General features: G+C 70.4%; 20 protein-coding genes. 8 read left to right on the top strand and 12 right to left on the bottom strand.

Translation table 11 applies throughout. The features are described from left to right. Positions 1 to 181: 181 nt before the first annotated feature. Together QQ657_RS19100 and QQ657_RS19095 are read right to left on the bottom strand one after the other, a co-directional pair. Positions 182 to 2431 carry an FtsX-like permease family protein gene (locus QQ657_RS19100; RefSeq protein WP_284743518.1) on the bottom strand — a complete coding sequence of 750 codons (2250 nt, stop codon included), beginning with the start codon at positions 2429 to 2431 and terminating at the stop codon, positions 182 to 184. Next, complete coding sequence (locus QQ657_RS19095; protein ID WP_284743517.1) at positions 2428 to 3129, bottom strand: ABC transporter ATP-binding protein; 702 nt, start codon at positions 3127 to 3129, stop codon at positions 2428 to 2430. Before QQ657_RS19095 ends, QQ657_RS19100 begins: the two co-directional genes overlap by 4 nt. A gap of 172 nt (positions 3130 to 3301) precedes the next feature. On the opposite strand from QQ657_RS19095, the gene QQ657_RS19090 reads away from it, so the two are divergent. Genes QQ657_RS19090 through QQ657_RS19080 form a run of 3 tightly spaced genes read left to right on the top strand, consistent with a single transcriptional unit; the run spans position 3302 to position 7064 of the window. Next, the gene (locus QQ657_RS19090) at positions 3302 to 5089 is read left to right on the top strand and encodes a sensor histidine kinase (RefSeq protein WP_284743516.1); all 1788 of its coding nucleotides are present in this window, start codon (positions 3302 to 3304) and stop codon (positions 5087 to 5089) included. Further along, entirely contained in the window at positions 5086 to 5736 is a 651-nt protein-coding gene (locus QQ657_RS19085; RefSeq protein WP_284743515.1) for a response regulator transcription factor, read from the top strand. The genes QQ657_RS19090 and QQ657_RS19085 overlap by 4 nt, the downstream gene beginning before the upstream one ends. Positions 5737 to 5759: 23 nt before the next feature. Continuing rightward, positions 5760 to 7064, top strand: a complete 1305-nt coding sequence (locus QQ657_RS19080) for an amidohydrolase family protein (protein WP_284743514.1) — start codon at positions 5760 to 5762, stop codon at positions 7062 to 7064. Here QQ657_RS19080 and QQ657_RS19075 read toward each other — a convergent pair. The 5 genes from QQ657_RS19075 to QQ657_RS19055 all read right to left on the bottom strand — a co-directional run bounded on the left by QQ657_RS19075 (position 7061) and on the right by QQ657_RS19055 (position 13263). Beyond that, a complete protein-coding gene (locus tag QQ657_RS19075) occupies positions 7061 to 7738 on the bottom strand; it encodes an SDR family oxidoreductase (RefSeq protein WP_284743513.1) in 678 nt (225 codons plus the stop codon). The two genes, QQ657_RS19080 and QQ657_RS19075, sit on opposite strands and share 4 nt — an antisense overlap. Positions 7739 to 7751: 13 nt before the next feature. Continuing rightward, positions 7752 to 9347, bottom strand: coding sequence for a DUF7850 domain-containing protein (locus QQ657_RS19070; protein WP_284743512.1), 1596 nt, complete (start codon positions 9345 to 9347; stop codon positions 7752 to 7754). An 87-nt stretch (positions 9348 to 9434) separates the two neighbouring features. Continuing rightward, positions 9435 to 11486, bottom strand: a complete 2052-nt coding sequence (locus QQ657_RS19065) for a PhoX family protein (RefSeq protein ID WP_284743511.1) — start codon at positions 11484 to 11486, stop codon at positions 9435 to 9437. A 111-nt stretch (positions 11487 to 11597) separates the two neighbouring features. Then, positions 11598 to 12815 (bottom strand): MFS transporter, encoded by a 1218-nt coding sequence (locus tag QQ657_RS19060; protein ID WP_284743510.1) that lies wholly within the window; start codon positions 12813 to 12815, stop codon positions 11598 to 11600. After that, a complete protein-coding gene (locus QQ657_RS19055; protein ID WP_284743509.1) occupies positions 12805 to 13263 on the bottom strand; it encodes a MarR family winged helix-turn-helix transcriptional regulator in 459 nt (152 codons plus the stop codon). The genes QQ657_RS19060 and QQ657_RS19055 overlap by 11 nt, the downstream gene beginning before the upstream one ends. Positions 13264 to 13329: 66 nt before the next feature. On the opposite strand from QQ657_RS19055, the gene QQ657_RS19050 reads away from it, so the two are divergent. Further along, entirely contained in the window at positions 13330 to 13968 is a 639-nt protein-coding gene (locus tag QQ657_RS19050) for an HAD family hydrolase (protein WP_284743508.1), read from the top strand. On the opposite strand, the gene QQ657_RS19045 is transcribed toward QQ657_RS19050, so the two are convergent. The 4 genes from QQ657_RS19045 to QQ657_RS19030 all read right to left on the bottom strand — a co-directional run bounded on the left by QQ657_RS19045 (position 13934) and on the right by QQ657_RS19030 (position 17005). Then, positions 13934 to 14680 carry a hypothetical protein gene (locus tag QQ657_RS19045; RefSeq protein WP_284743507.1) on the bottom strand — a complete coding sequence of 249 codons (747 nt, stop codon included), beginning with the start codon at positions 14678 to 14680 and terminating at the stop codon, positions 13934 to 13936. The two genes, QQ657_RS19050 and QQ657_RS19045, sit on opposite strands and share 35 nt — an antisense overlap. Continuing rightward, positions 14677 to 15207, bottom strand: coding sequence for an RNA polymerase sigma factor (locus QQ657_RS19040; protein ID WP_284743506.1), 531 nt, complete (start codon positions 15205 to 15207; stop codon positions 14677 to 14679). Before QQ657_RS19040 ends, QQ657_RS19045 begins: the two co-directional genes overlap by 4 nt. Positions 15208 to 15299: 92 nt before the next feature. After that, the gene (locus QQ657_RS19035; protein WP_284743505.1) at positions 15300 to 16388 is read right to left on the bottom strand and encodes an inositol-3-phosphate synthase; all 1089 of its coding nucleotides are present in this window, start codon (positions 16386 to 16388) and stop codon (positions 15300 to 15302) included. A 71-nt stretch (positions 16389 to 16459) separates the two neighbouring features. Beyond that, positions 16460 to 17005, bottom strand: a complete 546-nt coding sequence (locus tag QQ657_RS19030; protein ID WP_155548231.1) for a PadR family transcriptional regulator — start codon at positions 17003 to 17005, stop codon at positions 16460 to 16462. Between the two features lie 245 nt (positions 17006 to 17250). On the opposite strand from QQ657_RS19030, the gene QQ657_RS19025 reads away from it, so the two are divergent. Next, positions 17251 to 17649, top strand: a complete 399-nt coding sequence (locus QQ657_RS19025) for a DUF5318 domain-containing protein (protein ID WP_284743504.1) — start codon at positions 17251 to 17253, stop codon at positions 17647 to 17649. A 67-nt stretch (positions 17650 to 17716) separates the two neighbouring features. Continuing rightward, positions 17717 to 20470, top strand: a complete 2754-nt coding sequence (locus tag QQ657_RS19020) for a transglycosylase domain-containing protein (RefSeq protein WP_284743503.1) — start codon at positions 17717 to 17719, stop codon at positions 20468 to 20470. Between the two features lie 61 nt (positions 20471 to 20531). Here QQ657_RS19020 and QQ657_RS19015 read toward each other — a convergent pair whose 3' ends face one another. Next, on the bottom strand, positions 20532 to 21014 hold the full coding sequence (locus QQ657_RS19015; protein WP_284743502.1) for a hypothetical protein: 483 nt from the start codon (positions 21012 to 21014) through the stop codon (positions 20532 to 20534). A gap of 476 nt (positions 21015 to 21490) precedes the next feature. Here QQ657_RS19015 and QQ657_RS19010 point away from each other — a divergent pair, with 476 nt between their 5' ends. Together QQ657_RS19010 and QQ657_RS19005 are read left to right on the top strand one after the other, a co-directional pair. Then, positions 21491 to 23752 carry a transglycosylase domain-containing protein gene (locus QQ657_RS19010; protein WP_284743529.1) on the top strand — a complete coding sequence of 754 codons (2262 nt, stop codon included), beginning with the start codon at positions 21491 to 21493 and terminating at the stop codon, positions 23750 to 23752. Positions 23753 to 23834: 82 nt separating this feature from the next. After that, the gene (locus tag QQ657_RS19005; protein ID WP_284743501.1) at positions 23835 to 26255 is read left to right on the top strand and encodes a transglycosylase domain-containing protein; all 2421 of its coding nucleotides are present in this window, start codon (positions 23835 to 23837) and stop codon (positions 26253 to 26255) included. Positions 26256 to 26265 lie beyond the last annotated feature (10 nt).

The raw sequence follows: 26265 nt of genomic DNA, 5'->3' as shown, positions 1-26265 counted from the left end.
AAGTTCTAACCCGGCCTCCACGGCCAAACACAGCCGACGTCGACCGGCGACACGCCCACCGATTCTCATCCCACCCGCGAGCGCACGCCAGCGCCCATCGACAGTTCTAACACTGTTTCTCACTCACGACCTCCCTCTTACCCCCGGTGCTCGCCCCTCCCCCGACAGAGGGGCGAACGTCCTATTCGTCGGCCAGCGGTTCCGCCTGCACCCGCTTGAGGGCGGGTGTGCAGACCGACGCGCCGAGCAGGGCCACCCCGACCCCGAGCACGACCGGCGCCAGGATCCACGGGCTGAGCACGATGCCCCGCTCGTCGACCATGCTGAACAACCCAACACCGACCAGTACCCCGACGATTCCCGCGCCGATGGTGGCGACCAGCGCGGGCAGCGCGGCCTCCATCCGCAACGCCCTCGCCAGCACCCGCACCGGCGTGCCCGCGGCCATCAGCGCCCCGAACGTCCGGCGGCGGTCCATCACCGACCCCGCGGTCGCGACGGCGGCACTGCAGCCGGCCAGGATCCCCGCCGCGACCAGGCCGATCACCGTGACGCGGCGCAGGTCGCCGAGCTCGGTCTGCTGGTTGAACAGGTACTGGTCGCGGCTGCCGACCTCCGCGCCGGCGGCCGGCCCGGCCAGCGCCGTGCGGACGATCTCGCGGTTCGCGTCGGTCGTCGGCGCGACCACGGTGACGTACTTCGGCGTGACGCCCTCGGGCAGCGCGGCCGGGTCGATGACGAGCGAGCCCGAGAGGTCCGAGTCGGCGAAGTGGACGGCTTCCATCCGCGTGCCCGACTTCGGCGTGGCGCCCGCCGCGTCGTAGTCGCCGGTGAGCTTGTACTGCGCCAGGTCGAGCGCGGAGTCGCCGTAGATCGCCGGCCCGCCGGCACACATCTCCGGCGTGATCCCGAACCGCGTCAGCTTGACCGCGTCCGCACAGCTCATGACCAGGCCGCGCTGGAGCGAGCGGTCGCGGCCCTCGCCTTTGGCGAGGTAGATCTCGCCGACGGCGACCGCCTTCTCGGACTGGCCGTACTTCTGCAGGGACGCGTTGGCCTGGCCGACGATCTTGTCCGCGTGCTGGGCATCGGTGTCGACGTAGAGCACGGAGTCCTGGAAAGACCGCCCGCCACCGGCCATCGACTCGAACGTCGGCAGCAGCGTCAGCGCCATCGACCCGGCGAACACCGCGAGCACGATCCCGGCGGACGCCCGGTAGGCGCTCTTCGGGTCGTCACGCAGGCGGCGCCCGGCGAGCAGCGAGGACGGCCGGCGCCAGATCCGGACGAACGTGCCGCCCACCGCCGACGTCACCCACGGCCCGACGATCGCGGCCGAGCCGACCAGCAGGAACAGGCCCGCCATGACCATGGTGATGCCGCCGGAGTCCTTCGCCGTCGTCACCGCGACGAGGAAGAACAGCCCGGCCGCGGGCAGCGCCAGCAGCCGCCACCAGTGCAGCGGTTTCTTCGTGTGGCCACCGGTCGCGAACAGCGGGTTCTTGAGCACGCGGCGCAGGCCGAGGATGCCGGCCAGGACCACGAGCACCGGGATGGCCACGGCGATGAACACCGTCAGGCCGACCGGCAGCGCGAAGTCGGACGCCTGCCAGGTCCCGCCGGCCCACGGCACGAACGACGCGAGGCCGCGCAGCGCCGGGCTCAGCAGCAGGCCGAGCAGGGCGCCGATGCCCGCGGACAACGTCGTCTCGGCGGCCACCATGTTCGTGACCTGCCCCGGCGTCGCCCCGGCCAGCCGGATTGCGGCGAGCCGCCGCTCCCGCCGGGCCGCGGTCAGCCGCGCCGACGACGCGACCAGCACCAGGCTCGGCACCAGCAGCACGATGATCCCGACCCAGGACAGCAGCATCAGCAGGCCGTCCGCGCTCGCCTTCCCGGCGGGGAAGCCCGCGATCGGGTAGGCGTTCTCCGGCATCGCGTCGGGCGTGTGCCCGACGAGCGCGACGAGCTGCTCCGGGTAGCGGAGGCCGTCCTCGCCGAGCGCGCCGACGGGCTTGCCGAACCGGTCGCCGAGCTGGTCGGCCGAGTGGGCCTGCAGCAGCCGGCCGAGCGCGGGCGACACGACGGTCTCACCCGGCCCCGGCAGCTGCGGCACCCCCGCCGGCAGCTGGATGGACCCGGGCGTCGCGCCGCCGGTCAAGGCGACGTCGACGCGCATGATCTGCTGACCGTCGAAGTAGTCCTTCGACGAGTTGAAGAGGATCTTGGCCGGGGCGTCGGAGCCGCGGCTGTAGTAGTGCTCGCCCTGCCAGAGGGCACGCTGCTCGCGGTGCTGCGTGGCGAACGGCAGCGTCGCCAGCAGCAGCACCAGCCCGGTCGCGACGGCCACCCCGATCGCGGTGAGGATCGCCGACGTCCGGGTCCGCCGGTCGACCTTCAGCACCCGCAGGGCGATCTGGAGCGAGTTCACGCCGCCTGCCTCGTCGCGATCAGGCCGTCGCGGATCGCGACGGTCTTCGGCATCGACTCGGCCAGCTCGCGATCGTGGGTCACCACGAGCACCGCGGCGCCCGTCTCGTGGGCGGCGCCGAGCAGGGCGTCCATCGTGTCGCGGCCGGTACGCGTGTCCAGCGCGCCGGTCGGCTCGTCGGCGAAGATCACCTTCGGCCGGTGCGTCAGCGCCCGCGCGATCGCGACGCGCTGGGCCTCGCCACCGGACAGCTCGCCCGGGCGGCGGCGCTCCTTGCCGGCCAGGCCGAGGCGCGCGAGCCACTGGCGGCCGGCGTCGATGGCCTCCTTGCGGCCGAGCCCGGCCAGCAGCGACGGCAGCGCGACGTTCTCTTCGGCCGACAGCTCGGCGACCAGCATCCCCGATTGGAAGACGAAGCCGAACTCGGTGCGGCGCAGCTCGCTGCGCTTCTTCTCGCCGAGGTGGTCGATCCGCTGCCCGGCCAGGAGGATCTGCCCGTCGTCGGCCCGGAGGATCCCGGCCAGGACGTGCAGCAGCGACGTCTTGCCGGAGCCGGACGGCCCGACGATGGCGACGGCGTCGCCCGGCTGGATGTCGATGTCGATGCCGGCCAGGGCGTACTGAGCGCCGTAGCGCTTCACCAGCCCGCGGCCGGACAACACCGGCCCATTGGTCCACTGTGGAGTGTTCGGGTCCACGAGGTTCTCCCTGTCGGTTCGGATCTTGATGCCGACGAGCTTCGCGGAGATCGGGGGAGTCCACTTCGGGCAGACGGCCAGTCACGAGCCGTGGCGCATCGGCCGATCGGCCGAGGGAGTGCGGACCACTCGGCCAAGGTGCGGACGCGGGCAGATCCTCTAACGTCACGTTGTGACCGCCGCGCCCCCGCCGAACAAGCTCTACGCACGCACCGCCGCCCTCGTGCGGCGCATCGGCGTGCCCTCGGCGGTCCTGTTCGCCGCCCTGCTCTTCGACGTCGTCTTCACGACGCAAGCAGCGCTCGACGACCAAGGCCCGAAGTTCGTCGACTTCGGGCTGCTTCCCGGCATGTTCGCGATGACGGCGTGCGGGGTGTGGGCCCAGAAGCGCGCGGCCGTCGCCGGCGTGACCGGCGCCGCCGTGCTGGTGTTCTCGACTCTCTTCATCCACGCGTTCCGCGTCCCGCCCTACTCCAGCGTGCTGCCGAAGGTGACCATCACCGAGGTCGTGGCCGGGGTGCTGATGGTCTACTTCGTGGCCCGCCGGGCCCGGGCGGGTGTGGCGTTCTGCGTGGTCAGCGTCCTGGTCGTCGGGTGCCTCGTCGCCGTCTTCGGCCGGTACAGCGGCGTCGGCGACATCGACGGCGGCACGGCCACCCAGGCACTGCTGTTCGGCCTGCTGCTGCTCGCCGGGGCGGTGGTGCCGGCCATCACGCTCCGGGACCGCAGCCCGAAGGCCGATCCGCGGACGCGGAAGCTGCAGCGGGTGAACGAGCTGGCCATGGGGCAGTGGCCGTTGATCGGCCTGCTCGGGTTCGCGTTGCTGTTCGAGTTCGGCTACACGTATTCGAGCAACGCCCGCGGGTTCCCGATCCTGTTCTGCTCGCTCGTCGCGGCCGTCATCGCGGTGCTGTCCCCGCGGCGGCCGGCGGACGCGCTCCTAGGCATCGGCGGGATCCTGCTGGTGTCCGCGCTCGTCACGCCGTTCCTGCACCTGCGCTACGAGTACCCGATGCCGGGCGGCGTGCCGTTCGTGCAGGTCATCGCCGCGATGGGCGTGATCGTGAACGTGACCCGCGCCCGCGGGCTGAGCCAGTCGTGGCCGCGGATCGGCCTCCTGTCAGCCGTCGTCGCCCTCGGCGCGATCCTCAACTCGAACCGGCCGCAGGGCCTGCAGGCCGACCCCCAGACCCTGTCCATCCTGGCCTTCGCCGCCGCGTTGCTGCTCGGCATCTCGATCGCCGTCGGCCTGATGCTGCGGTCGCGGGACTCCGAGCGCACCACGGTCGTCCAGTCGGCGGTGGCCGACGCGCAGACCGCCGAGCGGATGGCGCTGGCCCGCGAGCTGCACGACGTCGTCGCCCACCACGTCACCGGCATCGTCGTGCAGGCCCAGGCCGCGCGGATGATGGCCGAGCGGAACCCGCAGATCGCGGTCGAGGCGATGGGCCGGATCGAGAACGCCGGCGTCGAAGCACTCGCGGCGATGCGGCGGCTGGTCCGCTCGATGCGCGGTGACGCGCCGGCCGGGTCGAGCGAGTTCAGCGAGCAGGCCACCACGGATCTCGGCGCCGACCTGCGGAAGCTGGTCGAAAGCGCCAACCACGGCGTGCCGACGTCGATGCACCTCGACCTGCCGCCGGACCTGCCGCACGAGGTCGGCCGCTCCGCGCTGCGACTGGTCCAGGAGTCGCTGACGAACGTCGGCAAGCACGCCTCGGACGCGACCGACGCGTTCGTGCTGGCCGAGGTGAGCGGCACCGAACTGCACCTGCGGGTGACGGACAACGGGCACGAGACGGCGCGACGGCCCGCCGGCGGGTCCGGCGGCTACGGTCTGGTCGGGATGCGCGAGCGCGTCGCACTGCTCAAAGGACGGCTGTCGGCCGGGCGCGGCCCGGACGGCGGCTGGCGGGTCGAAGCGTGGCTGCCGCTGGCCGCCGGGGAAGGGGACGAGTGATCCGGGTACTGATCGCCGACGACCAGGAGATGGTGCGGATGGGCTTCCGCATGATCCTGGACGCGCAGGAGGACATCGAGGTCGTCGCCGATGTCGCGGACGGCGTCTCGGCGGTGTCGAAGGCCCGCGAGCTGCGCCCGGACGTCTGCCTGCTCGACATCCGCATGCCCGGCCTCGACGGGCTGGAGGTCACCCGGCAGCTGGCCGGACCGGACGTGACCGACCCGCTGAAAGTCGTCGTGGTCACCACGTTCGACCTCGACGAATACGTGCACACGGCGTTGCGCAACGGCGCCCACGGCTTCCTGCTGAAGGACGCGGGCCCGGCACTGCTGATCGAGGCGGTCCGCGCGGCCGACCGCGGCGACGCGCTGGTCTCGCCGCAGATCACCATCCGGCTGCTCAAGCACTTCGACGGCGGCTCGACCCGTTCGCAGGCGGCACCGCCTTCGGAGCCGCTGACCGCGCGGGAGATGGACGTCGTCCAGGCGGCGGCGCGCGGCTTGACGAACACCGAGATCGGCGCGGAGCTGTTCTTGTCCCTGTCCACGGTGAAGACGCACCTGGCATCGGTGCAGGGCAAGATCGGCGCCCGCAACCGCGTGGAGATCGCCGCCTGGGCGTGGCGGAGTGGAGTCGTGTCGTAATCGAGGGTGCGTAGTATCCAGAGATGCAACGCCGTTTCCACGCCCCTGTCGTTCTCCCCGCCGACGCGTCTTGTTCGCTTTTGCGTGACGCGGTCGTCGATGTGGACAGCGATGGGCGCATCTCCTACTGCGGACCGGCGGCCACCGCCCCCGAGTCCGCCGCACCGGTCACCACCCTGACCGGCATCCTGCTCCCCGGCCTGGTCAACACGCACGCGCACAGCCCGATGACGCTGCTGCGCGGCATGGGCGGCGACCTGCCGCTGCTGCCCTGGCTCAACGAGATCATCTGGCCCGCCGAAGCGAAGCTGCGGCCCGAAGACGTCCGCACCGGCATGCTGCTGGGCTCGGTCGAGATGCTGCGCCACGGCGTCACGACCAGCGCCGAGATGTACTTCGAAGGCGAGCAGCTGGTCGACGCGGTCCTCACGACGGGCGGCCGCGTGCTGGTCGCGCCGCCGGTGATGGAGCTGCCGGGCCTCGACTGGCGGGCCCAGCTGACCGCGATCGAGCGCTGGATCGACACCGACGGCCTCCGCTTCGGCCCGGGCGACCGCATCGAGCTGGGCTACGGCCCGCACTCGGCGTACATGCTCTCCGAAGAGGGCCTGCGCGCGACGGCGGAGTCAGCTGCTTCGCGCGGTGCACTGGTGCAGATCCACATCGCCGAGGCGGCCGCCGAGGACACGGCTGTCCGCGCGGTCCACGGCTCGGTGCCCGCTTTGCTGCAGAAGCTCGGCGTGCTCGACGGCCGGGTGCTGGCGGCGCACGCGATCCACCTGTCGGACACCGACATCGCGCTGTTCGCCCAGTACGGCGTCGGCATGGCGCACTGCCCGGGCTCGAACGCGAAGCTGGCTTCGGGCATCGCGCGGATCAAGGACCTGCGCGACGCCGGCGTGGCGGTCGGCCTCGGCACCGACGGCCCGGCGTCCAACGACGACATCGACCTCTGGGAAGAGCTGCAGCTCTCGGCGATGTTCGCCCGCTTGGCGACCGGCGACTCGACGGTGCTGACCGCGGCCGACGTCCTCCTGCTGGCCACCCGCGGCGGCGCGGCGGCGCTGGGCCGGGACGACATCGGGGCGCTGGAGCCGGGCCGGTGGGCCGACCTGGTCCACATCGACCTGGACGACCCGGCCTTCGCGTGCGGCGTGGACGTCCCGGACGTGCAGCTGCTGTCGAACCTCGTCTGGGCGGCCGGGTCGCGGCGCGTCCGCGACGTGTGGGTCGCCGGCGAGCAGGTCGTGGCCGACGGCGAGTCGCTGAAGGTGGACCGGGCGAAGGTCCAGGCCGGGGTGGCCGAGACCGCCGCCCGCCTGCGTTAGTTCGGCCTCAGGATCAGCTCGGTCAGGTGGGCGTCCGGGGTGGCTGACACGGCTGTCGCCACCGCGGTCGCCACCGAGTCCGCCTTCAGCAGGTGCGACGTGTCGTAGTCGCGGCCCTCGCCCTTGAAGATCTCCTGCTGCATCTCGGTGTCGGTGCGGCCGGGGTAGACCGACGTCACGCGGATCTCGGGCTCTTCCTCGCGCAGGGCGTCGGCGAAGGCGCGGACGGCGAACTTGCTCGCCGCGTACGGCGACCAGCCCGGACGCGCGTTGCGGCCGGCACCGGAGTTGATCACGACGACGTGCCCGCGGGCCGCGCGCAGAGCCGGCAGCAGGAGGCGGGTCAGCTCGACGACGGCCAGGGTGTTGACCTCGAAGTTGTCGCGCCACGCTTCGGCGGACGCGTCCTCGATCCGGCCCAAGCGCGCGACGCCGGCCGAGTGGACCAGGACGTCGAGCTCCGCGATGTCCGATACGGCCTCGGCGAGCGACGCGGGGTCGGTCAGCTCGACCGGCCACGGCTTCGCGCCGGGAAGCTCCTTCGCCAGCGTGGCCAGGGCAGTCGCGTCACGGCCGCCGAGGAGGACGCGGTGGGTCGGGGCCAGCTGGTGCGCGACCGCCGCGCCGATGCCGCGTGAGGCACCGGTGACGAGGGCGAGGGGGAGATCCGTCATGCGCCCACCGTAACTAGGCGAACCCGACGTCCACCGTCTGGTCGTCGCGCTTGTCCTTGCCGAGCTGGCGCGGGTCCGCGCAGCCCGTCGCCGGGTCCGCGTCCGAGTCCTTCGCGTCGTCGCCGATGTCCTTGCCGGTCGGGTGCTTGCCCTCGGCCGTGAAGCAGACCTGGTAGCTGCCGTCCTCCAGGCCGGTGAAGGCGTAGGCACCATCCGGGCCCGTGACCACGCTCGTGCCGTTGGCCAGCGTCACCTTCACCCCGGCCAAGCCCGGTTCGCCGGCGTCCTGCAGGCCGTTGCCGTTGGTGTCCGACCAGGCGAAGTCGCCGATCCGGTTCGTCGGCGGGGCCAGGCCGAGGTCCACCGTGAAGTCCTCGCGGTTCGGTCCGCCGAGGGTGCGCGGTGCCGTGCAGCCGTCCGGGTCCGCGTCGGAGTCGCGGTCGTCGGCGGCCGCGTCCTTGCGGGTCACCGTGAAGTCCGCCGGGACCGCGAAACACACCTGGTAAGTGCCGTCCTTCAGCTTCTCGAAGCCGTACTTGCCCTTGTCGTCGGTGGTCGCGGTGCCCACCGTGCCGCCCGCGCCGTCCTTCAGCGTCACCTTCACCCCCGCGACGCCCGGCTCGTCCGGGTCCTGGATCCCGTCGCGGTTGCGGTCGTTCCACACGAAGTCGCCGATCTTGGCGATCGCCGGCGGCGGCAGGACGGTGATCGTCGCCGACGCCGTCTTGTCGCCCAGCGTGCCGCCCGGGTACTGCACGCCGGTCACCTTCGCCGTGTTGACGTGCCCGGTGTCGGCCACCGTCAGGTTCGGGTGGTCGCAGGTCAGCTGCTTGTTCGCGCCGCCGGCCAGCGCGAACGGCTCGAACTTCCCGCTGCACCACGGGTCCTGCACCGTGATCCCGGTGAGGTCCTGCGTGCCTTCGTTCGTCACGGTGACGCGGTAGTGCGCGGTCTCGCCCGCGGTGACCGTCGCGAACGGGCCCCACGCGCCGGTCGCCGGGTTCTGCACTTCCTTCTTCACCGAGTAGGCCGCGAGCTGCAGGCCGACGCAGTCCCAGCGCAGCCGCTCGGCGCTCGTCGTGGCGAAGAACTTCACCGCCGCCGCCTTCGCCGGGGCGGTCGCCGCCGGGAAGTCCTGCTTCGCCAGGTGGCCGTTGCCGGCGTCGTGGTCGGCGACCAGCTTGGTCTCCTGGACCTGGGCGCCGTTCACGTCGAAGAAGCGCAGGCCCGTCGCCGGAGCCGCGGCCGGCACGTACGAGCCGGTCGACACGCTGAGCGTGTACACGCCGCCGGGCACGAACTTCTCGGTGGAGTAGGCGGTGCTGGCCTTGCCGTCCGGCGTCTGGATCACCGCCGACCGCTGCCCGTCGACGGCGAAGGCCTGTTCGGTCAGCAGCTTCGGCGCCTTCGCGGCCGGGGTTCCGGGCGGGACCGGCGCGGCCGGGGTGAAGACGTAGCTGTCCGGGGCGCCGTTGCGCGCCGTCTCCTCGACGCTCGGGTTGGCCGCGATCCCGCCGCACGCGGGCGCCGGGTCCGCGGTCGCCGCGGGCACCACCGCCCCCGAGAGCGCCACGACCGCCACTGCCACCACGCGCGCCGAACGGATCATGCCTCGACTATGGCGCGGGGCCCGGGCCCGCACCGGCCGAGAACCGTCCACTTAAGAGTGAACCTCGGCCGGCGCGGACCCGGCGCGTCAGCGTTCGCCGATGCGACCGGGACGCCCGGGGCGGCCCTTCTTCCACACCGAGACGAGCGACGGCCGCGGCTGCGCGGTGCCGCCGTCGGGCCAGTGCGACGCCGGGTTCGCCGAGCTCGCCGCGTTCTCACCCGGGTGCTGCACCGCGACCAGCACGACGTGGTCGGTGACGTTCGGGCCGCACGTCTCGGCGCCGACCGGCACCGACAGGAACTGCTTGACGTGCCCGCGTTCCGGCCCGGTCACCGGCACCGAGAAGAGGCCGTCGTTCGAGCCGAGCGCGTTGCCGTCGGTGGAGATCCACAGGTTGCCGTGGCGGTCGAAGGTGACGTTGTCCGGGCAGGAGATCGGGCTGACCTTGGTCTTGTCGAAGCCGCCGTAGTAGGTGTCGGCCGCGGCCGGGTCACCGCAGACGAGCAGCAGCCGCCAGGAGAACGTCGTCGACGCCGCGTCGCCGCGGGCCTCCTCCCACTCCAGGATCTGCCCGTTCTTGTTGGCCACGCGCGGGTTCACCTCGTCGACGCCGGCCTTGCCCGCCGCGCCGCGGTCGGAGTTGTTGGTCAGCGCCGCGTAGATCCGGCCGTTGACCGGGTTCGGTTCGATGTCCTCCGGCCGGTCCATCTTCGTGGCGGCGACCTTGTCGGCGGCCTGCCGCGTGAAGACGTAGACCTCCTCCGCGGTGAATCCGTCCACAAAGGACTTGTTGCCGCTGGCCAGCGGGATCCACTCGCCGGCGCCGTCGAACTCGCCGTCGGCGGGGAGCTTGCCGGTGCCGTCGATCTCACCCGGGCTGTCGCCGGTGAAACGGGCGACGTACAGCGTGCCCTCGTCGAGCAGCGCCGAGTTGTGGCGGCGCGCGTGCGCGCTCTTGCCCGGCTTGTACTTGCCCTTGGAGACGAACTTGTAGATGTACTCGAACCGCTCGTCGTCGCCGGTGTAGGCGGCGACGCGGCCGTCGGCGGTGATCTTGATGTTCGAGCCCTCGTGCTTGAGGCGGCCGAGGGCGGTGTGCTTGATGGGTGTCGACGTCGGGTCGTTCGGGTCGATCTCGACGACCCAGCCGAACCGGTTCGGCTCGTTCGGCTCCTGCGCGACGTCCCAGCGCTTGTCGAAGCGCTCCCACTTGCGGGTGCTCGTGCCGGTGCCGATCGCGTACCGCTTCAGCCGCGCGGCCTCGACCGGGTCGGTCACCTTCTCGGAGTTGGCGAAGTACTGGTGGATGTTCTCTTCGCCGGAAAGCACGGTGCCCCACGGCGTCACACCGCCGGAGCAGTTGTTCTGCGTGCCGCGGACCTTGCGCCCGCTGGGGTCGGCCGACGTCTTCAGGTACTTCGAGCCGGCGGCCGGGCCGCGCACCTCGAAGATCGTGTCGAGCGTGATCCGGCGGCCGTACCGGCTGGGCACGACCTCGAGGCCGCCGTGGCTCGGGTCGCGGCGGGTCAGCAGCACGGACAGGCCGTGCGCCGCCCAGGCGATCTTCGCCTGCTCCTCGGTGGGGTTCGCCGGGTCGTACTGGTCGGCCGGGAAGAGGTGCACCTCGGCGGTGTACTCGTGGTTCACGACGAGCAGGTTCGTCAGGCCCAGCGGATCCTGCGGGATCAGGCCGACGAAGTCGGCGTTGTAGCCGAACTGCTTGGCCTGCGCGGCCGCGGTCTGCTTGGTGAAGTCGAACTTCGGCGCGCCCGGCACCACCGGGTCACCCCAGCGGATGACGACGTTCTGCGCGTAGCCGTCCGGGACGGTGACCGCGTCGAGCTTGTTCGGCGGGACCGGGTCGAAGTCGGTGCCGGGCACCGGCCGCGGCTTTTGCGCCGGTGCGGCGGCCGCGGTCCCCGACAGCGCGGCGAACCCGCCGGCCGCGGCGGCCATCACGGCACCGGCCTTGAAGGCCCCGCGGCGGGAGATGTCCTTCACGACGTCGCCGAAGTACTCGTTCCCGGACTCGTTCGGCTCGGGGTGGGCACAGGCGTTGCCGCAGCGGTACTCGCAGGTGATCGGGGAGCGGCCGCCCGGGTGGACGGGCAGCAGCGGAAGCAGACGGTCGGGCACGAGGCCTCCATGGTGGGAGTTCGGGAACGAACCGACCGTAAGCCTCCCAAACCATCCATTCCAGACATACAGGTGAACGGCAGATGTACCGCTCACCCGAATGGCCGTGGATCAGAACTCTTCGCCGACGAGTACCGCCTCTTGCGGCACCGCGTGCGGGTCCGCCTTCTTCTCCCGCAGCGAGAGCAGCCCGCCGGCGATCACGCACAGCACGGCGGAGGCGACGAACGGCGCCTGCGGCGAACCGAACCACTCGGCGACGTGCCCGACGAGCGTCGCGGCGACGGCGCCACCGAGCCAGCGGCAGAAGTTGTAGCCCGCGCTGGCGACCGGGCGCGGCGCGGCGCTGATCGACATCGCGGTGCCGGTGAACAGCGTGTTCAGCAGCCCGGAGACCAGCCCCGAGACGATGATGCCGGCGACGAGGACCCGCTTGCTCGGCACGGCCAGCACCAGCATCAGCACGGCGTAGCCGAAGACGGCGGCCGCGGCGGCGTGCCGCTCACCCAGCTTCGCGGCCAGCCGCGGCGCCAACGCCACTCCCGCCACCGCGACGCACAGGCCCCAGCCGCAGAAGATCAGCCCGACGGCGATGGCGTTCCAGCCCAGCACGAACGGCGACCAGGCCAGCACCGCGAAGAACGCGGCGGTGTACAGCGCCGACGCGACGGAGGTGCGCAGCAGACCGGTGTGCTTCAGCGCGCGCAGCGGGTCGAGCAGCTTGATCGGATCACGCTTCTCGTGCTTGTCGCTCTTCAGGAACACCGCGCACAGCACGAGCGCGCCGGCCATCAGGACGGCGGTGCCGAGGAACGGGCCGCGCCACGAGATGGTGCCGAGCAGCGCGCCCAGCAGCGGGCCGACCGACAGGCCGACACCGAGGGCGGCTTCGTAGAGCAGGATCGCGCCGGACTGGCCGCCGGTCGCGGCGCCGACGATCACCGAAAGCGCGGTCGCGATGAAGAACGCGTTGCCGAGGCCCCAGACCGCGCGCAGCCCGACGAGCTGCTCGATCGACCCGGCGGCCGAACACAGCGCGGTCGCCGCGACGATCAGCGTCAGCCCGACCAGCACCGTGCGCTTCGGGCCGAACTTGGCGCTCGCCGCGCCGGTGACCAGCATCGCGACGACCTGGACGCCGAGGTAGGACGAGAAGAGCAGGGTGACCTGGGACGGCGTCGCGTCCAGGCCCTTGGCGATGGACAGCAGGATCGGGTCGACCAGCCCGATCCCCATGAAGGCGATGACCGCGGCGAACGCGGTGATCCACACCTGCTTGGGCTGGCCCTTGACGGCGTCCAGCAGGCTCGAGTGGTGTTCAGCGCTCATCGCTGATCAGTTCCTCCTTCTTGGTGTCGACGAGCAGTTTGGCGAGGGCCGGGAGGGCGGCCTCGATCGCAGCGCGGTCGGCGTCGTCCATCGCGATCAGGCGCTCGCGAAGGAACTCTTCGCGGGCGGTGACCATCTCGGCGTAGAAGCGACGACCCTCGTCGGTGACGTCCACGAGCACCGCCCGCCGGTCGGCGGGGTCCGGCGCGCGGGTGGCCAGGCCGAGGCGTTCGAGGCGGCTGACGACGTCGGTCATCGACGGCAGCTTGACCCGCTCGAACTCCGCCAGCGCGCTCATCCGCCGCGGTCCGCCGTTGACGAGCTCGCTCAGCACCGAGCCCTGCGTGAGGGTCAGCGTCAGCTGCGGGGTCTGGCGGCGCACCTGGTGGTAGAGCCGGAAGACCAGCGGCCGCAGCCGGTGGGCGAGATCGGCGATCGCGGAAGTCACTTAGCAAGGCTAACAAAAATTAGTAAGTGTGGCTAAGTAACTCGGCTCACAAGCTAGGCTCCTGGCATGGACGCGGTGATCTTCGACCTCGACGGCGTGCTGGTGGACTCCGAGCGGATCTGGGACGAGGTGCGCCGCACGGTGGTCGCCGAGCACGGCGGCACGTGGCGCGAGGAGGCGACGCGGGCGCAGCAGGGGATGAGCACCCCGGAGTGGGCCCGGTACCTGGTGGAGGAGCTGGGCGCGCGGCTCACGCCACCCGAGATCGCGACTTTGGTGGTCAAGCGCATGGCGGCGCGGTACGCCAAGGAGCCGCCGCTGATCCCGGGCGCGGTGGAGGTGGTCCGCGCCGTGGCGAAGCGGTGGCCGGTGGCGATCGCGAGCTCGTCGCCGGTGATCCTGATCAAGGGGTTCCTGGACGTGACGGGGTTGCCGGTGGGGGCGGCGGTGTCGTCCGAGCAGGTCGGGGCCGGGAAGCCGGCGCCGGATGTGTACTTGCGGGCGGCCGAGCTGCTGGGAGTGGCACCGGGCGATTGTGCGGCGGTGGAGGACACGACGAACGGGCTGCGGTCGGCGTTGGCCGCGGGGATGGCTGTGTATGCGGTGCCGAACCCGCATTTTCCGCCGGATCCCGAGGTGCTGAAGCAGGCGACCGCGGTGGTGGAGAAGATCACCGACTTGCCGGGTTCGTTAGAGGCGAACTGAGCGGACCCCAGATCACCCGGCACCGGACCGGCTCGGCTCCGGGGACGACATCGGCCACGAAGACCATGGACTCCGAGATCCTCCGCCCGGTCGAGCGCGCCTGGGTCATGTCACCGTTGGGCGCGAAGAGCTGCAGAGTTCGCACGGTGGGATCCATGAAGTAAACGGCCTTGCCCGCCGGCAGCGGCCCACCGAACTCGCCGACGTACCCGGCGCGCACCCCATGGGACGGCATTCCCTCCATCGAGACGCACTGTGGCGTGCTGAACAGCGGAGCGCCGACTGCGAGCGGCTGGCCGACGGGCACAGCGGCCACGCAGAAAAGCCCGCCGGTCAGGCCAGGCTTGAAAGCCGCGAACGCGTAGGCGGTCCACATGTCGGTCTGACCGGCGAAGTCGGTGAGTGCGACCGCCCCCGGCTCCAATCGCAAGGAATCCATGGCTACCGGGGCGAACTTCGCCAGGCTCAACGCTTCGATCCGGTCCGCGGGCGTGGTCGGAGTGGGCTCCGCCGTCTGCATCCGCGTGACCACCAGAACGCTGGTCAACACCACCAACACAGCCGCCAGCGGGGCGAGCCACACCGTCGCGCGGCGGCGGCGTGGCTTTCGCTGCCTTCGCATCTGCTCCGCCCAGGCCGCGTCGAGGTTCGGCGTGACCTCCTCGGCCTGTCCGCGCAGTGCTTCGGCCAGTTTGCGTTCGAGGTCGGTCATCGCTCACCTCCCAGGTCGTCCCCCAAGTGTTTGCGCAGATTCTCCATCGCGTGGTGCGTGGTCGCCTTGACCGTGCCCGGTGAGATGCCCAGCGTCTCCGCGATGGCCGCCGTGCTCAAGTCCAGCCAATAGCGGAGCACCAGCACCTCGCGCTGGCGCCGGGATAGCTTCCCCACCACCGCGCGCAGCTGTTCGTGCTCCCAGTTGGCCACCGCCCTGACCTCGGCCGACAGCTCGTCCGGCGGCCTGTCCTGCGGCGTGCGCCGGACGACCCGCAGGTGCCGCGTGCGCGACCGGGACATGTTCACCACGGTCGTGCGCAGGTAGCCCGCCACGCGCGTGTGATCGGTCAGCGTGTCCCAGCGCTGGTGGAGCTTGACGAAAGCCTCCTGCGCGACGTTTTCCGCGTCGTCCGCGCCGAGCAGGTGCGCCAGCCGTGTCATCTGGGCGAAGTACTCCCGGAACAGGGCGTGGAAGGTCGGCGCGCCCAGGTCCCCCGGCACGCTCTCCCCGACGCTCGCACTCACACCACGCTCACGCGCGCCCCACCCCACCGGTTTAGTGCACCACGCGAAGAAGGCCGCCACCAGCGGTGACGGCCTTCGACGGTGGACAGTCCTTACCGCTCGACCTCGCCGCGGATGAACTTGTCGACGGCGTCGCGCGCGGTCGAGTCGTCGTACTGCTCCGGCGGCGACTTCATGAAGTACGACGACGCCGACAGGATCGGGCCGCCGATGCCGCGGTCGAGCGCGATCTTGGCGGCGCGGACGGCGTCGATGATGATGCCCGCCGAGTTCGGCGAGTCCCAGACCTCGAGCTTGTACTCCAGGTTCAGCGGCACGTCGCCGAACGCGCGGCCCTCGAGCCGGACGTAGGCCCACTTGCGGTCGTCGAGCCACTGCACGTAGTCGGACGGTCCGATGTGGACGTTGCCCTTGCCGAGGTCGCGGTCGACCTGCGAGGTGACGGACTGGGTCTTCGAGATCTTCTTCGACTCGAGCCGCTCCAGCTCCTTCATGTTCAGGAAGTCCATGTTCCCGCCCACGTTGAGCTGCATCGTCCGGTCGAGCTGGACGCCGCGGTCCTCGAACAGCTTCGCCAGGACGCGGTGCGTGATGGTGGCGCCGACCTGGGACTTGATGTCGTCACCGACGATCGGGACGCCGGCGTCGGTGAACTTCTGCGCCCACTCCGGGTCGGAGGCGATGAACACCGGCAGCGCGTTGACGAACGCCACACCGGCGTCGATGCAGGCCTGCGCGTAGAACTTGTCGGCCACCTCGGAACCCACCGGGAGGTAGGAGACGAGCACGTCGGCCTTCGCTTCGCGGAGCGCGGCGACGATGTCGACCGGGGTCTCGTCGGACTCCTCGATCGTCTCGCGGTAGAAGCGGCCGAGCCCGTCGTGGGTGTGCCCACGCTGGACGGTGACGCCGAGCGGCGGCACGTCGGCGATCTTGATCGTGTTGTTCTCCGAGGCGAAGATCGCCTCGGACAGGTCACGGCTGACCTTCTTGGCGTCCACGTCGAACGCGGCGACGAACTCGATGTCGCGGACGTGGTAGCCGCCGAAGTCGACGTGCATCAGACCCGGGACCCGCGTGGCGGGGTCCGCGTCGCGGTAGTACTGGACACCCTGGACCAGCGACGCCGCGCAGTTGCCGACGCCCACGATGGCCACCCGAACGCGGCGGTTCTCGCCCATGGGGGTTTCTCCTTCAATCCGTGTCTGTTCAGTAGGTCAGGTGCCGCGACGCTGCGGCCCGGCCGCGCGGCTCAGGTCTCCGGACCCTGCCGTTCGGCTTGTTCGTGCGCGATCAGCTCGTTGAGCCAGCGCACCTCCCGCTCACTGGTCTCCAGCCCCAGCCGGTGCAGCTCGCGGGTGTAGCGATCGATCTTCTGCTCTGCCCTGGCCAGGGCCGCCCGCATACCCTCGCGGCGTTCTTCGACGCGGCGGCGGCGGCCCTCGAGGATCCGCATCCGCACGTCGGCCGGGGTTCGCGAGAAGAAGGCCAGGTGGACGCCGAATCCCTCGTCGTCCCAAGTCTGCGGCCCGGCGTCGCCGAGCAGCTCACCGAAGCGCTCCTTGCCCTCCGCGGTGAGCTTGTAGACCCGCCGCCCGCGCCGCGACCACGCCCGGTCGTCGGCCTCGTCCAGCTCTTCGACCAGGTACCCGGCCCGCAGCAGCTTCCGCAGGGTCGGGTACAGCGAGCCGTACGAGAACGTCCGGAACGTGCCGAGCGTCTCGTTCAGCCGCTTGCGCAGCACGTACCCGTGCATGGGTGCTTCGTGCAGAAGCCCGAGGATCGCGAACTCCAGCACACCGCACCCCCTTCCGGGAACAAACCGAGCCGACCGGCGTTGCTCCGAACGATCGCCTCGATCCAACCTACTCAGCCACTATATCGCGCCGATACATCGAAGTGGCGAAGCTAACGGGCCTGCTCACTCTGGAGTGGGCGAAATTCACCGGAGAGTTATCGAACGTCCGGCGTGTCCCCACCGGGCCGGCCACCGGCCGCGCTAGGGGGCGTGGACGACACAGGAAGAGCCCGTACTCTGTCCTGGTGATTAACCAGCGGCAGGTCGTGGACTACGCGTTGCAGCGCCGTGCGCTGCTCGCCGAAGTCCGCTCCGGGCGCGTCGGCAGCTACGAAGCCTGCGACGCGAGCCCGTACCTGCTGCGGGCGGCGAAGTTCCACGGCCGGGCCGGTGACCTGCCCTGCCCGATCTGCCGCCAGGAGCCGCTGACCCTGGTGTCCTGGGTCTACGGTGACGAACTCAAGCACGTCGCGGGCTCGGCGAGGACCCCCGAGGAGCTGGCCAGGATGGCCGGCTCGTTCGCCGAGTTCACCGTGTACGACGTCGAAGTCTGCCGGGCGTGCCACTGGAACCACCTGGTCCGGTCGTACGTCCTCGGTACGGGGGAATCGGTCGACGGTCCGCGAAGGACCGCAGGCCGGTGAGCTGGATCACAACCGCTGAAGAGCGCAGAACGGCGCACTACCGGGTGCCGGTCTGGGAGGCCCATTCGTGAACGACGATCGCAACCGCTCCTGGCCCGGCCAGGAGCCAGATGCACCTCGCCGTGCCCAGCCGGGCCCACGGCCGGGAGAAGACCCCGGCCCCGCCTGGCCCGGCGAAGAAGCCCCCCGCCGGCCACGCGGTGATTCGGCGCAACGCGGCACGCCGCCCCGCGGCAACCCGCGCGGCGGCGGATCGCCCGAGTGGCCGTCCGGCGACGAAGGCGGCCCCCAGTGGCCCGGCGAAGAGCCGGCGCGGCGGCCGCAGCGACCCCGCCAGCAGGGCATGCCCGCGCGGCGGCCGGTCCCGCCACCGCCCGGCCAGCGCGCGCAGCAGGGTCCGCCCGCTTCCCCGCCGGAGGGCTTCCGCCAGCCTCGCGGCGGGCGGCCGGTGCCGCCCCCGGAGCGCGAACCGGACCTGATCACCCACCACGCGCACAACGGCACCGACGACTTCGGGCGCGACCCGTACGACGACGGCTACGACGATTACGACGCTGCCGCGTTCAACGAGTTCGCCGACGACGTCGAGCCCCAGGACGAGCTCGACGAAAAGGGCAAGAAGGTCCTCACGCCGGCGCAGCGCAAGAAGCGCCGGTGGAAGATCGCCCGGCGGGTGGCGTACGCCTGCGTCGGGCTGTTCTTCGTCGTCCCCGCGATCGCGTTCGTCATCACCTACTTCCTGGTCGACGTGCCGACGCCGGACAGCATCAAGTCGCTGCAGAACCAGCCGATCACCTACTACGACGCCAACGGCCAGGTGATGGGCCGAGAGCTGCCGCCGGGCGGCGACCGCCAGCTGCTCAAGCCGGGCGAGGTCCCCGAGGTCGTCAAGCACGCGGTGTACTCGGCGGAGGACGCGACGTTCGAGACCAACTCGGGCTTCGACGTCACCGGCATCCTGCGCGCGGTCTGGAACCAGGTTTCCGGCGGCCAGGGCGGTGGTTCGACCATCTCCCAGCAGTACATCAAGCAGGCGACGCAGAACGACGCCCCGACGCTGACCCGCAAGTGGACCGAGCTGGCCAAGTCGTTCAAGATGAACAACCAGCAGTCCAAGGAAGAGATCATCACTTCCTACCTGAACATCGTCTACTTCGGCCGCGGCGCGAGCGGCATCCAGGCGGCCGCGAAGGCGTACTTCAACAAGGACGCCAAGGACCTGAACGCGTCCGAGGCCTCGCTGCTGGCCGGTCTGATCCAGGGGCCGGGCCGCTCGGAGAACCAGGACTACGCCCAGCGGCGCTGGACGTACGTGATGGACCAGATGGTCGCCAACAAGTGGCTGCGCGCGGACGAGCGCACCACCTTCCAGTACCCGACGCCGATCCCGAAGAACGCCAACAAGGAGCAGAACTCGGGCAAGCTCACCTACCAGGTCCAGCAGCGGATCAAGGACGAGCTGGCGGCGAAGGGCTACGACGAGAACAAGCTGTTCTCCAGCGGCGCCAAGATCTACACCACGATCGACCCGGCGGCCCAGGACGCGGCCGAAAAGGCCACCGCCGACGGGATGAAGGGCCAGACCGACGAGAACCTGCTGAACGCGCTCGTCGCGGTCGACCCGAAGACCGGCGGTGTCCTCGCCTATTACGGCGGGCCCGAGATCGTGAAGGACGCCAACGGCAAGGACCAGGTCGCCCAGGACCGCGCCAACCAGGCGAGAAACCCGGGTTCGTCGGTGAAGGCGTTCGACCTCACGGCGTTCCTCAAGATGGGCAAGGGCCTCGGCGAGGTCTTCGACGGCTCGAACAACCGGGTGCTCGGCGGCCGCACGGTCCGGAACGCGGGTGACAGCGCGAGCTGCGGCAAGGACTGCACCGTCGCGAAGGCGATGGAGATCTCGGCGAACACCGTGTTCTACGACATGGTCCTGAACGTGACGAAGCCGTCGCGGGTCGCGGAAGCGGCGAAGGAAGCCGGCGTCAAGGTTTCACCGAACGGCAAGAGCATCCTCTACACCGACGACAACAACATCTCGCTCGGTGGTGGTGGCACGGCCGTGACGCCGGAGGACATGGCGGCCGCGTACGCGTCGTTCGCCAGCGGTGGCGTCTACCACGAGCAGCACTTCGTCTCGAAGCTGACGAACAACCAGGACGAGGTGGAGTTCGACCAGAACAACATCAAGACCAACCCGGCGTTCGACGACGACGCGTCGAAGAGCCAGCAGATCGCGGGCAACGTCACCGAGGCGCTGGTGCCGGTCATCGACCACTCGAAGCTGAAGTGCCCGACCGGCCACGAGTGCGCCGGCAAGACCGGTACGCAGCAGTACACGGCGAAGGACAGCGACCCGGCGTCGTACAAGGACCGCAACGCGCAGACGTGGATGGTGGGCTACACACCGTCCGTGTCGGCCGCGGTCTGGGTGGGCGGCGACGGCAACAAGCCGCTGCACGACCCGAAGAACAAGCCGATCTTCGGTGCCACCATCGCCGGTCCGACGTGGCAGAACTTCATGAACCTCTATCTCAAGGGCAAACCGGCGGAGAAGTTCGACAAGGTCCAGGCGATCGGCAAGGACGTCAACGACGTGACGACGACGCAGTCGAAGCCGTCCGACACGCCGAGCATCACCACGACGCCGACCACCCCGGAGTCGTCCGACAGCACAGAACCCACGAACACCGACACGACCACCTCGACGCGGACCGGCCGGCCCACCCGGCCCGGCCCGGGTGAGACGCCGACGTTCCCGCTCGGCAACACCTCGGGTGGTGGTGGCGGGTTCGCCCAGCCACCGGGCTCCGGGCCCGGATAGCAGCGCATGAAACGGAGAACGACCGGGACCCGCGGGGTCCCGGTCGTTCTCCGTTTCCGCCTCAGCAGAGGCTGAGGTACCAGACCCAGCTCCAGTCGGCGCTCGGGTCATCGACGTAGGCCCCGGGCGACTTCCACCGGGTCACGTGGTCCCGGCTTTCGAAGTCGACCGTCGTTCCCGTGGTCTGACTGTTCTTCCACGACCCGATCGACCCGAACGGCATGCCGTATTCCTTGCACTCGGCCATGTCGAGCTTGTCGCTGGTGTAGTTCTGACCCGCCCACGAACACATGTGTCCCCACCCGCAGGTGCCCGCCAGTTCGCTCCCCGGCAACGCGAGCGAAAGAACCGCACCCGGGAGGCGAATTTCGTTGGCCGCGACCTGGACCCCACCGACCTTGGCCAGGTAGTGGTCGACTCGTCCCTGGAGCTCCGCGGCTTGGCCGGCGTCCAAGCCGAGCTTCTCGGCGTCGTTCGCGAAGGCGGTGCCCGCCGGCACGACCACTCCCAGCGCGAACGAACCGGCAGCGATGACCGAAACCACCAGGACGCGTCTCAGAATTGAAACCAATTGAATCCCCCCTGTTGTCCACTGAATTTGCGGACCCCGGATCACCTTTTCAATCGCCTCCGACCACGGCAAGCCACCATCCGGGGCAAGGAGACGGCAAACGCGACAAACACGATCGAAAGGCGTCAGCCCCTCCCGGGGGCCCGCCGCTCCCGGCGACGCCGGACCCGCGAGTGATCGTTTCGCGCCGGGGCAATGAACCCGAGCGCTCCACGCGCGTCCCTTCCTAAAGGGGGTGGCGGCTGTCGCTGCCCGCGCTGACTGGAGGACTGCCCGTGCCCGACGATCGATCCCGCTCCTGGCCCGGCCAGGGACCTGATCCGCGCCGTCGCGCACCCCAGGGTCCGTACGGCCAGGGTCCGCGCCGGCCCGTGCCCCCGCCGCCCGGCCGGCCGCAGCAGCAGCCGCCGCAGACGCCGCCGCGTGGGTACCGGCCCGAACCGCCGCCGATGAGCGGCGGCCCCGAGCTGATGACGCACCACGCCTACGAAGAGCCGGACGGCTACGACGACGACCGGCCGGATGCCGACGGCAAGCCGGTCCTCACGCCGGAGCAGCGCAAGAAGAGACGCTGGAAGATCATCCGGCGGGTCGGCTACGGGTTCGTCGGGGTGTTCTTCGTACTGCCCGCGATCGCGTTCGTCATCACGTACTTCCTGGTCGACGTGCCGTCGCCGACGGAGGTCGCGCAGAACCAGAGCCAGGCGGTGACCTACCTCTACGCCGACGGCTCGCCGATGGGCAAGGACGTCCCGCGCGGCGGCAACCGGGTGCTGCTGACGCCGGAGCAGATCCCCGACGTCATGAAGCACGCGGCGATCGCGACCGAGGACGACTCGTTCGAGACCAACTCCGGCTTCGACGTCGGCGGCCTGCTGCGCGCGGTCTACAACCAGGCCACCGGCGGTACCGGCGGTGGTTCGACGATTTCGCAGCAGTACATCAAGAAGGCCACCGACAACGACGCGCCCACGCTGACGCGCAAGTGGACCGAGCTGGCCAAGTCCTTCAAGATGAACCAGACGTACGAGAAGAAGGACATCATCACCGCGTACCTGAACATCATCTACTTCGGGCGCGGGGCGTACGGGGTCGGCGCGGCGTCGCAGGCCTTCTTCCACAAGGAAGCCAAGGACCTGAGCTTCTCGGAAGCCGCGTTGCTGGCCGGCCTGATCCAGCAGCCCGGCCGGTCGGAGAACCCCAAGGTCGCGCAGGACCGCTGGAACACCGCGCTCGACCGGATGGTGAAGAACAACTACATCTCCGCGGCCGACCGCGCCGCGGCGCAGTTCCCGACGCCGATCCCCCTCGAGGACAGCAAGCAGCAGGCCGGCGCGCCGCCCGCGTTCGTCGTCCAGCAGGTGAAGGACGAGCTGGCCGCGCACGACATCCCGGAGGACCGCTACTACTCCGGCGGGTTCCAGGTGCAGACGACGATCGACCCGAAGGCCCAGCAGGCCGCGGAGCAGGCCGCCACCGAGGCGATGAAGGGCCAGGTGGACGACAACCTGCTCAACGCGCTCGTCGCGGTCGACCCGAAGACCGGCGGCGTGCTCGCCTACTACGGCGGCAAGCCGATCGTGCAGGTCAACGGGCAGGACCAGGCCGGGCGCGACTGGGCGGACACACCGCAGAACCCCGGGTCGTCGATGAAGCCGTTCGACCTCACGGCGTTCCTCAAGATGGGCAAGGGCCTCGACGCGACGTTCGACGGCTCCAACAACCGCACGTTCGACGGCCGCGTCGTGCGCAACGCCGGCCCGGGGTCCAGCTGCTCGCAGCAGTGCACCGTCGCCGAAGCGATGGAACGTTCGGCGAACACGGTGTTCTACGACATGGTCCTCAACCAGACCAAGCAGGGCCCGGTCAAGGACGCGGCGCGTGAGGCCGGCGTGAAGACCAAGAACGACGACGGCGGCCAGTCGATCATTTCGACCAAGGACAACAACATCTCCCTCGGCGGTGGCGAAACCCAGATCACGCCGCTGGACATGGCCTCGGCGTACGCGACGTTCGCGGCCAACGGCGAGAAGCGCGACCGCCACTTCGTGCTGAAGGTGACCAACGGGCAGAACGAGGTCGCCTACGAGGCGCCGACCGACGCGAAGTCGGCGTTCGACGACGACTCGGGCAAGAGCCGCCAGATCGCCGGGAACGTCACCGAGGCGCTGAAGCCGGTCATCGGGTTCTCGAAGCTCAAGTGCCCGGCGGGCCACGAGTGCGCCGGCAAGACCGGGACGCAGCAGCACACCAAGGTCGCGGGCGAGCCGGCATGGGCGGCGAACGCGAACTCGCAGACGTGGATGGTCGGGTACACGCCGTCGGTCTCGGTGGCGGCCTGGGTCGGCGGCGACGGCAACAAGCCGCTGCACGGCAAGAACAACTCGCCGATCTACGGCTCGACCATCGCCGGCCCGATGTGGCAGAAGTTCCTGTCGCTGTACCTGACGGGCAAGCCGGGCGAGAAGTTCGACAAGGTCGACCGCATCGGCGGTGAAGTCCCGCCGCCGCCGTCGTCCGACGTGGCCACGACGACGGACGCGACGCCGACGGACGAGAACCCCGACGACGGCGACCAGGGTGACAACGGCGGCGACAACAACGGTCACGGCCACGGCCAGTCGTCGTCGCCGGAGACCACGCCGAAGCACACGAAGGGGTCGACGACCCCGAAGGAGACGCCGACCGACACCGGCGAGCCGGGCACCTAGCCGGCTCGGGTGAACCACGGTGGGCCGCGGTCCGTGTGCCTACGAGAGGACTGCGTCCGCAGCCCACCGTGGAGGACGGCCCGTGAACAACGACCGCACGTCACCCGGCCGGCGGCCCGACCCTCGTCGTCGTCGCACCCGGCGGCCGGTGCCCCGCGCCGGGCTGCTGGGTACCGAGCCGGACCTGATCACCCACCACGCGCACAACGGCACCGAACCGGACGTCGATCCGCCGACCGTGCCGATCCTGCGGCCGCGCCCCGGGCAGCCGCCGCGGCGGCCCCGGCCGCTCACCGACGGGGACCTGCGGAAACGGCGGTGGCGGCGCATCCGGCGGATCGGGTACGTCGTCGCCGGGCTGTTCTTCGCCGTCCCCGCGATCGCGTTCCTGGTCACCTACTTCGCCGTCGACGTCCCCTCGCCGGAGACGGTCGCGCAGGCACAGGGCCAGGCCGTGACGTACCTCTACCGCGACGGCACCGAGATGGGCAAGGACGTGCCCACCGGCGGCAACCGGCAGATCCTGGCGCCGAACCAGATCCCGGACGTCGTCAAGAAAGCCGTGATCGCCACCGAGGACGCGTCCTTCGAGACCAACTCGGGCTTCGACATCGGCGGCATCCTCCGCGCCGGGTACAACCAGGTCACCGGCGGTTCGGGCGGCGGGTCGACGATTTCGCAGCAGTACATCAAGAACGCTTCCGGCGACGACGACCCGACGCTGGCGCGCAAGTGGGTCGAGCTCGCGAAGTCGTTCAAGATGAACCAGACCTACGAGAAGGCGGACATCATCACCGCCTACCTCAACATCATCTACTTCGGCCGCGGCGCCTACGGGATCCAGGCCGCCGCGCAGGCCTACTTCGGCAAGGACGTCGGGCAGCTCGACTACTCGCAGTCCGCGCTGCTGGCCGGGCTGATCCAGCAGCCGGGCCGCTCGGAGAACACCGCCGTCGCGACGGGCCGGTGGAACACCGCGCTGGACCGGATGCTGAAGAACGGCTACCTGACGCCGGCCCAGCGCGCGGCGGCGAAGTTCCCGACGCCGATCCCGCTGCGGGAGAGCCGGGATGCGGGTGCGCTGAACCCGTTCATCAAGGCCAAGGTCAAGGCCGAGCTGGCCGCGCAGGGCATCGACGAGAAGCAGTACTACTCCGGCGGCTTCCAGGTGTTCACGACCATCGACCCGGTGGCCCAGCAGTCGGCCGAGAAGGCCGTGGCCGAGGGGATGGACGGGCAGACCGACGACCGGATCCTCAACGCACTCGTCGCGGTCGAGCCGGAGTCCGGCGGCGTGCTCGCCTACTACGGCGGCGACGCGATCGTGAAGGGCCCCAACGGCGAAGACCAGGCCGGCCGCGACTGGGCCGACGAGCCGCACAACCCGGGTTCGTCGATGAAGCCGTTCGACCTGGCGGCGTTCCTCAAGCTCGGCCGCGGCCTCGACGCGCGGTTCGACGGCACGTCACCGCGGACGTTCCCCGGCGTCGACCTGCCGATCCGCAACGCCGGCGACAGCAGCAGCTGCTCGCAGCAGTGCACGGTCGCGGAGGCAATGCAGCGTTCCACGAACACGGTGTTCTACGACATGGTCCTGAACATCACGAAACCGTCCGGGGTCGCGGAAGCCGCGCAGGAAGCGGGGATCCGGACGTCGGACAACGGCGGCCGCAGCAAGCTGTTCACCGGCGACAACAACATCTCCATCGGCGGCGGCGGAACCCAGGTGACGGCGGCGGACATGGCATCGGGGTACGCGACGTTCGCGGCGAACGGCGTCCAGCGCGACCGCCACTTCGTGCAGAAGGTGACCAACGCGAACGGCGAAACCGCGTACGAAGCCAAGGACCGCTCGGCGGACGCGTTCGCGGACAACGACCCGCAGAAGAGCGCCCAGATCGCGGGCAACGTGACGGCCGCCTTGGCACCGGTCATCCAGTTCTCGAAGCTGAGCTGCCCGGCCGGCCACGAGTGCGCCGGCAAGACCGGCACGCAGCAGCACACCCCGCAGAACGACGAGCCGGCGTCGGCCGCGAACGCGAACTCGCAGACGTGGATGGTGGGCTACACGCCCTCGGTGTCGGCGGCGGTCTGGGTGGGCAGCGACGGAGACAAGGCGCTGCGCGGCCCGAACGGCGCACCGCTGTTCGGCTCGACGCTCGCGGGCCCGATCTGGGACCGGTTCATGCAGCTGTACCTGTCGGGACGGCCGGGCGAGCGCTTCGACCGCGTGGCCGCGATCAGCTCGCCGCAGGACCGGGTGCAGGTCCAGGTCCAGCAGCCACAACGACCGGACCCGCGCAACCAGCAGGACCCGCGCGGGCAGCAGCAGCCCGGGAACCGGCAAGACCAGCAGCTGGACCAGTTCCGTCAGCTCCAGCAACGGCTCCAGGAGCTGCAGGACCGGCAGCGGAACCGGAACGGCAACGGAAACGGGAACGGCGGCCAGAACGGCGGGGACTCCGGCCAGGCAGGCACCCCGGATCCCGATCCGGGCGGCTGACAGGTCGCTC

This window comes from Amycolatopsis ponsaeliensis (genome assembly GCF_030182635.1).
In the GTDB taxonomy this organism is placed as follows: domain Bacteria; phylum Actinomycetota; class Actinomycetes; order Mycobacteriales; family Pseudonocardiaceae; genus Amycolatopsis; species Amycolatopsis ponsaeliensis.
The sequence above is the reverse complement of the archived record's forward strand: the minus strand, read 5'-3'. Positions and strand labels throughout refer to the sequence as shown.

Excerpts from the sequence above, each read along its gene's own strand:
- QQ657_RS19080 (WP_284743514.1), top strand. The coding sequence starts at position 5,760 with ATGCAACGCCGTTTCCACGCCCCTGTCGTTCTCCCCGCCGACGCGTCT.
- QQ657_RS19075 (WP_284743513.1), bottom strand. The coding sequence starts at position 7,738 with ATGACGGATCTCCCCCTCGCCCTCGTCACCGGTGCCTCACGCGGCATC.
- QQ657_RS19070 (WP_284743512.1), bottom strand. The coding sequence starts at position 9,347 with ATGATCCGTTCGGCGCGCGTGGTGGCAGTGGCGGTCGTGGCGCTCTCG.
- QQ657_RS19060 (WP_284743510.1), bottom strand. The coding sequence starts at position 12,815 with ATGAGCGCTGAACACCACTCGAGCCTGCTGGACGCCGTCAAGGGCCAG.
- QQ657_RS19050 (WP_284743508.1), top strand. The coding sequence starts at position 13,330 with ATGGACGCGGTGATCTTCGACCTCGACGGCGTGCTGGTGGACTCCGAG.
- QQ657_RS19045 (WP_284743507.1), bottom strand. The coding sequence starts at position 14,680 with ATGACCGACCTCGAACGCAAACTGGCCGAAGCACTGCGCGGACAGGCC.
- QQ657_RS19035 (WP_284743505.1), bottom strand. The coding sequence starts at position 16,388 with ATGGGCGAGAACCGCCGCGTTCGGGTGGCCATCGTGGGCGTCGGCAAC.
- QQ657_RS19010 (WP_284743529.1), top strand. The coding sequence starts at position 21,491 with ATGAGCGGCGGCCCCGAGCTGATGACGCACCACGCCTACGAAGAGCCG.